General features: G+C 63.1%; 10 protein-coding genes and 2 pseudogenes. 6 read left to right on the top strand and 6 right to left on the bottom strand.

The annotated features are described in order from the left end of the window. Both VIO10_RS04570 and VIO10_RS04565 read right to left on the bottom strand, forming a co-directional pair. Positions 1–273 (bottom strand): annotated as a pseudogene (locus tag VIO10_RS04570) (hydroxymethylglutaryl-CoA lyase); the annotation flags it as partial. 94 nt (positions 274–367) lie between these two features. Then, a pseudogene (locus VIO10_RS04565) lies at positions 368–1,018 on the bottom strand (carboxyl transferase domain-containing protein); the annotation flags it as partial. Here VIO10_RS04565 and VIO10_RS04560 point away from each other — a divergent pair. From VIO10_RS04560 to VIO10_RS04550, 3 genes are all read left to right on the top strand, one after another. Further along, on the top strand, positions 989–1,195 hold the full coding sequence (locus VIO10_RS04560; RefSeq protein ID WP_331960024.1) for a hypothetical protein: 207 nt from the start codon (positions 989–991) through the stop codon (positions 1,193–1,195). The pseudogene VIO10_RS04565 and the gene VIO10_RS04560 overlap by 30 nt on opposite strands. A 145-nt stretch (positions 1,196–1,340) precedes the next feature. Next, entirely contained in the window at positions 1,341–2,633 is a 1,293-nt protein-coding gene (locus VIO10_RS04555; protein ID WP_331960021.1) for an ACS family MFS transporter, read from the top strand. Positions 2,634–2,725: 92 nt separating this feature from the next. Continuing rightward, entirely contained in the window at positions 2,726–3,982 is a 1,257-nt protein-coding gene (locus VIO10_RS04550) for an MFS transporter (RefSeq protein ID WP_331960018.1), read from the top strand. A gap of 17 nt (positions 3,983–3,999) precedes the next feature. Here VIO10_RS04550 and VIO10_RS04545 read toward each other — a convergent pair whose 3' ends face one another. Further along, the gene (locus tag VIO10_RS04545) at positions 4,000–4,857 is read right to left on the bottom strand and encodes a 3'(2'),5'-bisphosphate nucleotidase CysQ (protein ID WP_331960015.1); all 858 of its coding nucleotides are present in this window, start codon (positions 4,855–4,857) and stop codon (positions 4,000–4,002) included. 148 nt (positions 4,858–5,005) lie between these two features. Here VIO10_RS04545 and VIO10_RS04540 point away from each other — a divergent pair, with 148 nt between their 5' ends. The 3 genes from VIO10_RS04540 to VIO10_RS04530 all read left to right on the top strand — a co-directional run bounded on the left by VIO10_RS04540 (position 5,006) and on the right by VIO10_RS04530 (position 7,744). Then, positions 5,006–5,872, top strand: a complete 867-nt coding sequence (locus tag VIO10_RS04540; RefSeq protein WP_331960012.1) for a cytidylate kinase-like family protein — start codon at positions 5,006–5,008, stop codon at positions 5,870–5,872. Positions 5,873–5,942: 70 nt separating this feature from the next. Then, the gene (locus VIO10_RS04535) at positions 5,943–6,434 is read left to right on the top strand and encodes a phosphatidylglycerophosphatase A (RefSeq protein ID WP_331960009.1); all 492 of its coding nucleotides are present in this window, start codon (positions 5,943–5,945) and stop codon (positions 6,432–6,434) included. A gap of 26 nt (positions 6,435–6,460) precedes the next feature. Beyond that, complete coding sequence (locus VIO10_RS04530; RefSeq protein ID WP_331960006.1) at positions 6,461–7,744, top strand: competence/damage-inducible protein A; 1,284 nt, start codon at positions 6,461–6,463, stop codon at positions 7,742–7,744. Positions 7,745–7,780: 36 nt separating this feature from the next. Here the strand turns inward: VIO10_RS04530 and VIO10_RS04525 are convergent, their stop codons facing one another. The 3 genes from VIO10_RS04525 to VIO10_RS04515 all read right to left on the bottom strand — a co-directional run. Next, positions 7,781–8,521, bottom strand: a complete 741-nt coding sequence (locus tag VIO10_RS04525) for a PspA/IM30 family protein (RefSeq protein ID WP_331960003.1) — start codon at positions 8,519–8,521, stop codon at positions 7,781–7,783. Positions 8,522–8,581: 60 nt separating this feature from the next. Then, positions 8,582–9,064 (bottom strand): isoprenylcysteine carboxylmethyltransferase family protein, encoded by a 483-nt coding sequence (locus tag VIO10_RS04520; RefSeq protein ID WP_331960000.1) that lies wholly within the window; start codon positions 9,062–9,064, stop codon positions 8,582–8,584. A gap of 28 nt (positions 9,065–9,092) precedes the next feature. Next, the coding region (locus tag VIO10_RS04515; protein WP_331959997.1) for a sigma-54 dependent transcriptional regulator at positions 9,093–10,617 on the bottom strand (1,525 nt) is incomplete at its 5' end.

Genomic DNA, 10,617 nt, shown 5'->3' with positions numbered 1-10,617 from the left:
CTGCGTTTGGATTGCCCGTTCTGCCCCCTTTTCATTGACCACAATCCCGATGATCTCCACGTCATCGGGGGGATCGAGTTCTTTCAACACTTCTTCCGAGTCCGCCATCTGCGGGACAGCCTTAGGCGATACGAATGACACCGCGTCAATATGCTTGAACCCCACGCTAATCAATGCCTTCAGATAGTCCACTTTCAAACCTTCAGGGATCATGCCCTTCAAGCCTTGCCATGCATCCCGCGGACATTCGATTAACTTGACCTGCTCACTCATAGCGAAAGTCTATCCACGGATTTCATGGATTCACGCAGGTCAATAACTTTTTCCCAAACCCGTGTAAACCCGCGTAAATCCGTGGCGAAAGAAGTTAGGTTTGCAGCACTCCCACCTTGAACTCCGGCACATCCGGATTTAAAGCCGCCGCCTCCAGCGCCTGCGTGATCGCATCGCGGGTCTCGATCGGATCGATGATCTTATCAATCCACAGCCGCGCCGCGCCATAACGCGGATCGGTCTGTTCGTCATAAGTGCGCTTCACCGATTCGTAGAGTTCCGTCTTTTCTTCTTCGCTCAGCTTCTTGCCGCCGCGCTCCAGTTGTTTCACCTTAATCTCGACCAGGGTTCCCGCCGCCGAATCGCCGCTCATCACTGCATACCGGGCCGTCGGCCAGGCAAACACAAAGCGCGGGTCATATGCCTTCCCGCACATCGCATAGTGTCCCGCGCCGAACGATCCTCCGACGATGACCGTAATCTTCGGCACCACCGAATTCGCCACCGCATTCACCATCTTCGCCCCAGCTTTAATAATGCCGCTCCACTCCGCGTCCCGCCCTACCATGAATCCGTTCACATCGTGGAAGAAGACCAGCGGAATCAGATTCTGATTGCAATCCATGATGAACCGGGCCGCCTTCTCCGCCGATTCGGTATAAATCACGCCGCCAAACTCGACGCGCTTATGGCCTTCGTGATCCGTCTGCTGCGCATGCAGTTTCTGGTTCGCCACGAGACCGAGTCAGCGGCCGATTCGGCCTGGGAAGATTTCAAGAAGAACGAGCAACTGCAGCGCCTTCACAACATTGCAGGCGACGAGATGGAGGTGCTTTCGCGAGTGGCGTTGCTCGGTGACGTGCGCTCGCCGCGCGACTTCATCTATATCCTGAACACCGTGCGCCACGCAGTCGGAAGATAGGAAGTGTCCGCAGCGCCGATTCGACTTCAAGCGCAACCGATTCCTTCCAGCCGCGAGAGGAATTGCTCCCGCGTCTTTTGCTTGCGCGCGCCAAAATCACCGGTCTGGCCAAGATTGCATCGCACAGCTTAAGCTCCACTGCATCATGGGCGAGCCTGCACGTGCGCGCGATACCCCGTCTGGAATTGCGCGATGGCCGCAACGCTATACGGTCGTCGCGCTGTTCTTTCTCGGCACCGCGCTTTGCTACATCGATCGCATCAGCATCTCGGTTGCGATAATCCCGCTTGCCCGCCAATTCGGCTACACTTCCGCCGCGCAGGGGTTCGTGCTGTCGGCGGTGTTCTGGGGATACCTGTGGACGCAGCTCGTCGGTGGATGGATGGCCGATCGATTCGGCGGCCATCGCGTGCTGGCGGCCGGGGTCGCGATCTGGTCGCTGGCAACCTTCGTTACCCCTTTCGCCGCGGCCGCGACATTTTCCGCGCTGCTCGCGGCTCGCGTGCTGCTCGGGCTGGGCGAGGGGGTGAACTTTCCATCGATCCACAGTCTCACTGCCCGCTGGACGTTGCCCTCCGAGCGCGCGCGCGTGCTATCGGTCAACTATAGCGGGATGTACGTGGGCACCGTCGCCGCGCTCAGTGCAAGTCCGCTGATTATCACGTCTTTCGGATGGCCCGCATTGTTCTATATTTCGGGCGCGCTCGGCGCAGCATGGGTCGTAGTCTGGATGTACCTGGCCGCCGACCGGCCTGAGACCTCATCGCGCATCGGCGCCGCCGAACTCGAACTGATCATGTCGATGCGCTCGGCCGCGCCGCGCGCGGTCCGGGTGCCGTGGGCGGCAATCGCGCGCGAGAAAGCGGTATGGGCGATCGTCGTCGCGCATTTTTGCAGCAACTTCGGATTTAACATTCTGCTGCTCTGGATGCCGACCTATCTGCATCACACGTTTGGCGTGCCGCTGGAACGAGTCGGCGGGTATTCGATAATTCCATGGATCGCGACCTTCTTCACGATAAGTTTCTCGGGCTGGCTGGCCGACGCCCTTATCGCGCGCGGCCTCGGCGTCGGCACGGTGCGAAAGTCGATGCAGAGCGCGGCATTTGCGATCGGTGCGATATCGCTGCTGACAGTGCCCGCGGCCGGTTCACCGGCGATGGCGATTGCGCTGCTCACGCTCGCAGCCTCGGCTAACGGCATCAGTTCCGCGGCCTTCGGGGTGAATCACCTGGACGTCGCCCCGACCTACGCCGGAATCCTGATGGGAATCTCGAACACTATCGCGACCATCCCCGGCATCGTCGGCGTCGCTGCAACGGGGCTGATTGTGCAGGCGACCAGGTCGTTCAGCGCGGTCTTTTTTCTGATCGCGGCGGTCTATGGCCTCGGAATGTTCTTCTACCTGCGATGGGCCAGCGGCGAGCAGATGATCTGAAGTCTCGCGCGCGGCGCGGCACCGGCTTTCCGGTGGCGCGGTGGCCGGGAGGCGGGCTATACCGTGAGCACGAACGGGAGCGCGAATAATCGATGAACCAGCCCGGCAAACTCTCGCCCTACCGATGGATTATCGAAGTCCTGCTGCTGCTGCTGTTGACCACGCAGTCGCTGGCCTGGCTCGCGCCCGCGCCGATACTCCAGGAAATAAGGAACGGGCTCAACATCTCGCTTGGCGATGCGGGCCTGATCATCTCGATCATCGCGCTATGCATCGGCGTCTTCTCGCTCTTGGGCGCCGTGGTCGCCGAGCGGATCGGCGCGCTGCGCGCGCTGGTGATCGGAATCTGGTTGCTGGCGATCGGACAGGTCGCCAGCGGCTACGCGCCTGATTTCGCCGCGCTGCTCGCCTGCCGCGTGCTGGAAGGGGTCGGCTACGGACTCGTGATCGCGCCGCCCGGCACGCTCACGATGCAATGGTTCGGCGCAGGCGAATGGCCGTACATCAACATGATCAACTTCGCCTTCAGCTACGTCGGACTCACCGTCGTGTTCCGCGCGACACCGGCGCTGTTCGCGGCGGTCGGGTCGTGGCGGATGGTGCTGCTGTGGTACGGCGTCGGATCGGCGGGCGTCGCGCTGTTGTGGACGCTTTTCGGCCGCGAGCGCCGGATTGAAACCAGCGCGTCCGCACCGGGCGCGGTCGAAGCGCCGGCCCAGCGCGGGTCAGCGCTGATGGAAGTCGCCAAGATGCGCAACGTGCTCTTGATCGCGGCCGGGCTGTTCGGCGGGATGTGGGTGTTCCAGATTTACACCGCGTTTTTACCCGAGTTCTTCCGCACCTACCGCGCCATGACGCTCTCCCAAGCCTCGCTGATGACGCAGGTGCTGCCGCTGGCCGGCCTGTTCGCGGCGTTGGGCGGCGGAATCGGCACCGGGATATCGGGGCTGCGCAAGCCGTTCACGTGGCCGATCGCGTTCACCAACCTGATCGGATGCGCCGGCGCGATTGTACTGCGCGATCCGATGTGGATCAGGCTCTCGCTGGTGCTGGTCGGGATCGGAGCGGCGGGATCGCTCGCCGCGCTCACAACCCTGCTGATGGAATCGCCCGGCATGAACCCGACGCGGCTGGGAGCCGCAATCGGCTTCGTTTGGGCCGTCGGCTACCTCGGCGCGTTCATCTCGCCCTTTCTCGGCGGCGCGCTCGCGGCGCGGATTGGACTGCGCACCGTGATGCTCGGCTTTCTGGTCTTCCAATTCCTGCCGATCGTGATGTTTTACTTCCTGCCCGAAACCGGGCCGGGCCGCGCGCGTTATGAAATCGCCGCCGCCTCCGCCGCGCCGTAGGTTCCGCTGCTTACCGGCTACGACTTGCGCGCCGGATGAGGCGCCACCTTCATCAACGCCGCGTGCAGCGCGGTGTTGTCCGCGATCAGCCCTTCGAGCTTCACGTTGCGCTGATTGAAACGAATCTCGCGTCCCTTGATATCGGTGATCACGCCGCCCGCTTCGATGACCAACGCCGCTCCGGACGCGATGTCCCACTCGCTTTTTGGCGAGCGCGTGAACGTCGCGTCGGCGTTGCCCGCCGCGACCATCGCGAGCTTATACGCGACGCTGCCGGTCGGGCTCACTTTCAGCACTCCGCGAAACGCCTGCCACTCGCCGCGCGCGGTTTCGCTGCGGCTGGCAAGCACGGTCGCGCCTTTGAGCGTTCGCTTGCGCGTGACCCGCACCCGCCGCGCATTCAAGTGACATCCGACCCCGCGCGCCGCCCAGTACATCTCGCGCTTGATCGGATTGTACGTCACGCCGAGCACCGGCACTCCATCTTCGACGAGCGCGATCGCGACCGCGAACTCGGGGATGCCCTTGATGAACTCCTTGGTGCCGTCGAGCGGATCGACGATCCACACGCGCCGGCATTTCAGCCGGTCGTCGTTGTCCGCGGTCTCCTCCGAGAGCCATCCGTAGCCGGGAAATGGACCGCGGAGCAACTTCTTGATTGCGCGATCGGCCTCGAGGTCGGCCGCGGTGACCGGATTGTCGTGGCCCTTCGATCCGATCTCGTAACCGCCACGGCGCCAATGACCGCGCAAAATCTCGCCGGCGGCGCGCGCGGCCTTCTTTGCCAGCGCTAGCTCCCGGGTCAAGTCATTGGCGGGCGCATTCGCGCCAATTCGCGGCGCGACGCCGCGTTTCGCGCCGCGCTTGAGTGTCATCGATTCTTCCATCGTTCCTTCCATGCCTGGAGATGCGCCACGGAGCGCCCGGCGACAGTCCACCCTGTGGGCCGCGCAGATACTATCTTCACCTCGACGGCGATTCCATCGCAGACTGGTTTGCCCTATGTGCGGTCACGAACCTAATATGGCGGCGGGCATCGGCAAAAGAACCTCGTCGGCTTGGGGAGCATCGATGGCGGTTATCGCGATCAGTCAGCAGATCGGCAGCAGGGGCGTCGAGCTCGGCGAACTCGCGGCGCGGGAACTCGGTTACCGGTTCCAGACCGGTGAGCAACTGATCGCCGAGACGGCCAAGCGCTTCAACGTGAGCGCCGAGCAGGTGAAATGGTTTGACGTGCGCAACCCCCACTTCTGGGAGCGGAAGACCGAGGGCAGCCGTTTCGCCGCGTACTATCGCGCGGTTTTCCTGCAAGCGGCCGCGCAAGACCGGATCGTCTTCGCCGGACGCGGTTCGGCGCATTTTCTCCCCGAAGGCGGATGCGGCATCAGGGTGCGCACAATGGCGCCGGTGGCCGCGCGCATCAAACAGGTGGCGAAAGACGAGAACCTAGCAGCGGCGACGGCCGACAAGCGCGTTCGCGACTTCGACACCGAAGTGAAAGCGCGCACTCAGAGTCTGTTCGGGCAGGATATAGACGACCCCGCGATTTACGACCTGGTTATCAACACCGCGCGCCTTTCGATAGCGTCGCACGCGAAAACTCTTGCGGCGCTCGCGGCGCATATCGACAGTGAAGGCGCCCCGGAGCGAATCAAAGTGATGCGCGACGCCGCGATCGCTGCTCTGGTCAATGCGGCATTGGTGGCGCATCCGAAAATTCGCGACGCGCAGATGTCAGTCAATTGCTCGGCGGGATGCGTGCGCGTGAGCGGTCCCGGACTGGTGCCGCCGTGGGACGATCTCGTGATCGGAGTCGCGCAGACGATCGAAGGGGTCGCATCGGTCGAGGTCGGCGCCGAAGAAGACCCTGTAACCTTGACCACCAGCTAGATGCTCGCCGCGGGTGCTCCTGCATCGGCGGCCCGCGAACTCGATCGCACTTACCCCGGCGCGGCCTGCCATGCTATCTTCGCGCAATCCGTTTTACCCGATGCGCTCGCTTATCATCTTCTTCGCCACTGGAATCTATTCGGGTTACTCCCCGATTGCGCCGGGAACCGCGGGCTCGGTGGTCGGGCTGGCGGTAGTATGGCTGGGGTTCGGCCCGCTCTGGATGCATTCGCCGGCGCTGTGCTTAATCGTCTTCGCGATCGCGTTTGCGATCGCGTGCTGGATTTCCGATCGCGCCGAGAAAATATTCGATCAGCACGACGACTCGCGCATCGTGATCGATGAAGTGCTCGGCATGGCCGCCACGATGTTCGGCAATCCGCTGACAGTCGGCTGTCTGATCCTGGGATTCATTCTGTTTCGAGCGGCCGACGTGATTAAACCGTGGCCGGCGAACCTGATCGATCGCCGCGTGCGCAACGGCGCAGGCGTCATGCTGGATGATTTGGCCGCGGCGATTTATGCCAATATCGTGCTGCAAGTGATCGTGCGCGTGCTCTGAACGTACGCGCCCGCGAGGAGCTCCCGATGATTCAAAGCGCTGTGATTCTTTCAACCGGCGACGAAATCACCAGCGGCAAGGTCGTCGATACCAACGCCAACTACCTTGCCGACAAGCTCTCGGAAATTGGAATCGATCTGGTCGCGGTGATTACCGTCGGCGACGTTCCCGAGCGTCTGGAATGGGCATGGCGCACAGCCGTCGGGATGGGCGACGTCGTCATCTCGACCGGCGGCATCGGACCGACCGCCGACGACCTGACCACCGAAACCGTTGCGCGCGTCGCGGGCGTGAAATTGTTGCGCGACGAGGCCACCGTCGAACACATGCAGCGCATGTTTGCGGCGATTGGCCGCCCCATGCCCGAGAACAACCTCAAGCAGGCGCTCTTTCCTGAAGCTGCAACGGTCATCGAGAACCCGCTCGGCACCGCGCCGGGCTTCAGGATGCCGGTGCGGCTCTCCGGCCATACCGCGCATCTGATCGTCCTGCCCGGCGTGCCCCGCGAAATGAAACCGATGATGGAAAATACGGTGATACCGTGGATCTCCGCCAATCGCGGCACCGACAAAGTTTACGCGGTTCGCGTCTTCCAGACCTTCGGGATGAGCGAGTCGGCGCTCGACGAAGCGGTGGCGGGATTGATCAAACCGGAAGAGGCCAAGGTCTCGTTCCGCGCGAGCTTCCCGCAGATTTCGCTGAAGATCAGAGTCGAGGGACAACCCGGCGAAGTCGATCGCAGGATCGAAGAGCTGTCGGCGCGGGTGCGCGAGAAAATCTCGCAGTTCGTTTACGCCGAAGGCGATACCACGATGGAGGAAGTCGTCGGCCGCCTGTTCATAGAAAGGAAATTTACCCTGGCGGTCGCCGAATCATGCACCGGCGGGCTGATCGGGCATCGCATCACCAACGTTCCCGGCTGCTCGCAATATTTCAAGGGCGACCTCGTCACCTATTCCAGCGACGTGAAGTCCGGCGTGCTCGGCGTTTCGCAGCAGACGCTGAAAACGCACGGCGCCGTGAGCGAGGAATGCGTGCGCGAGATGGCGGCCGGCGTTCGCCAACGCACTGGCGCGAGCGTGTCGGTCGCGACCTCGGGCATCGCGGGCCCCGACGGCGGCACACCGGACAAGCCGGTCGGCACGGTTTGCATCGCGCTGTCCGCCGACGATCGGGGCGTGACCCGCCGCTACCAGTTCCGCGGCACTCGCGACTGGGTGAAACTGATCACCTCGCAGGTCGCGCTCGACTGGTTGCGGCGCTACGCGCTGGGTCTGCCGATCGCGGACTCGACGCTGTTCCGGCGCTAGCGCGCCCCGGCTTGATGGCGCGCTCGCATCTCCAATTCAGCTCGCGTGCTTGACCTCGCCGTTGGCGGCTGCGTTGGCGGCGGCGGTAAAGATATCCATCGGCGCCAGCGGCAGCCGGCGCTTGCGCTTCAAGTCCGCAAGCTCGATCTCGGCCTTGGTCTCGGCGTTGCGCTGACGGATCGCCTCGAGCTTGTCGCCGAGTTCGGAGCCGGCGATTTCGTGATTGACGCCCGCCTGCGCGAGCATCCGCTGAATCGACTCGCGCACTTCTTCGAGCGCGCGGACGTCGTCGTCGTACGAAATCTCCTCGAGCGCGCGCTGGATTCGGACCCGCGCCTGCGCGTTCTTCAGCCGCGCGATCATTCGCACCTTTTCGACCTTGAGCTTCTCGATCTCGCCCTTGAACGCGATCAAATTCTTCTTCGCGTCCTCGGCTTCCGAAGTCAGTTCGCCGAGCTCTTCGCGCAGCCGCGTGCAATCGCCGTCGAGGATATGCTTGCGCTGAATCAGAATCAGCGCGCATTGATCCTCGTTCATGTCGGCGGCCTGCCCCGCTTCTTCATCGACTTCCTTCATCTCGGCGAGCTTTTCGCGCAGCTCGCGCTCGAGCTTGTTGCGCATGTAGATGACGCCGGCCGCCGCGGTCTTGAGCTGATGATAGCGCCGCACCCGATCCGAGATTGCGGACTCGTACACCGCCTCGGGGTCGCGCGCCTCGCGCGCCTTAATCCAGCGGCTGAACTTGCCTCCGATCAATTTGAATAATCTTGACAACACTTCCGTTCTCCTTTCGGCCCCGAGCGCGATTCGCCCGCGCAGCCGCCGGTCGCTATAGTTTCAGATCCAACGCCGGACGCGACTTTTGTAATCGGCGTAATCATTGCTGAAGTGCCGCTCCAGCGTTTCTTCCTCGCGCGGAATTACCATCCGATCGATCACCGCAAAGAACACCGCCGGCGCCAGTAGCATCGCGATCGAACTGAAGAAAATCGCCAGTCCCGTCAACATGGCCGCGACCCCCAGGTACATGGGGTTTCGCGTCCAGGTGTACGGCGCCTGCGTGACCAACGCGGTCGGCTCGCCATACGGATTCCTGGTCGTCTCGCGGGCCTGGAAGATCGCGGCCGCGAAGCAGGACAGCCCCGCGCCGAACGCAACGACCAGCAGGCCGATCACCTGATACCATCCCACCGTGCGCTCTTCGGGCAGGAGGAAGTGCAGCACCAGCGTGGCCAGCACCAGCGCGCCCGCCAGCACCGGCGGGTAAATCTTCATCGTCGAGAGCACAGTGCTCGTGGACTGAGGTTCGGTGGAGTTCATCGCTTGGCGTCTCCGTGTCTGCGCGAGATCAATTTCCGTCACCCTTGGGCGCGAGCCCGATGTCCGCGAGTGTGATCCCGAGTTCGCGCATTTTTTGTTGAAAGCTTTGCCGGTACATCCCGGTTCGTTCCGCGGCGCGCGAGATATTGCCACCGGTCGCCCGCAGCGCGCGGACGAAAAAATCGCGTTCCCAATCGCCGACGAATTTTTCTTTCGCCGCGCGAAACGTCAGCGCCGGGTCGATCCCTTCTCCGGCCGCAGAGGTGTGATTCGACGCGCCCGGCGCGGGCGAACTCGCGTGGTCGCCATCCGGTTCCGAGCCGGCGAAGAGATCTTCGGCGGTGATCTCGGCGCCCGGCGACAGGATCACCGCCTGCTCGATCGCCGCCTTGAGCGAACGCGCGTTGCCTTTCCACGGCGCCTCGACACACGCGCGCATCGCCTCCGGCGTAAGCTGTTTCTCCGGCGCGGAGAAACGCTGGCACGCCTCCGCGATGAAGTGCTGGACCATCAGCGCAACGTCTTCGCGCCGCTCGCGAATCGGCGGCACCCGAATCTCCACCACCTTCAGGCGGTAGTAGAGATCCTCGCGAAACTTCCCCTGCGCGATCATCGCTTCGAGGTCCTGATTGGTCGCCGCGATTATCCGCACGTCCACGCTCAGCGGTTGATTCCCGCCGATCCGCTCGAACTTCTGCTCCTGCAGCACGCGCAGCAATTTGGCCTGCGTCTCGAGCGCCATGTCGCCGATCTCGTCCAAAAACAATGTGCCGCCGTCGGCCGCTTCGAATTTGCCTTCGCGGCGCGCGACGGCGCCGGTAAAGGCGCCCTTTTCGTGGCCGAACAGCTCGCTCTCGACCAGCTCGCGCGAGAACGCCGCGCAATTGACCGGGATGAACGGCCTGCGCGCGCGCGGACTTCGGAAATGGATCGCGCGTGCGACCAGCTCCTTGCCGGTGCCCGATTCGCCGCGGATCAAAACCGTTACGTCGGTCGGCGCGACCTTGTCGATCGTCTCGAACACGCGCATCATCGCGCGCGATCTCCCGACCATATTCTCGAAAACTCCGGTCTCCAGACGCACCTGTTCGAGCAGCTGGCTATGCGCGCGCTTGAGCAGCTGCGTCTCCATCACCTTGCGCACTTTCAGGCGCAGCTCGTCGTTGTCGAACGGCTTGGGCAGGTAGTCCTCCGCCCCCGCCTTCATCGCTTCGACCGCGATTCGCTGCGTGCCGAACGCGGTGATCATCAGCACGGCGCACGCGGGATCGAGTTCGCGGACCTGCTTGAGCAATTCGAGCCCGCTCATTCCCTTCATGCTGAGATCGGTGATGATCACGTGGAACAGGCCGGCCTTGACCTGCTCGAGCGCTTCCTCGCCCGACTGCGCGGTCTCGACCTCGTAGCCCTCCTTGGTGAAGAGCCCCTTGAGCGCGATGACGATTCCGCGCTCGTCGTCAACTACCAGCAATCGGCCTTTCAATTGCGGGCCCTCGAGCTCTCGGTGGACGGCGCGCCCGATACCAGCGCGGCGATCGGCGCGTCGGCCGCGC

Source organism: Candidatus Binatus sp., from assembly GCF_036567905.1.
GTDB lineage: Bacteria > Desulfobacterota > Binatia > Binatales > Binataceae > Binatus.
This window is presented reverse-complemented; position numbering and strand designations above follow the sequence as displayed.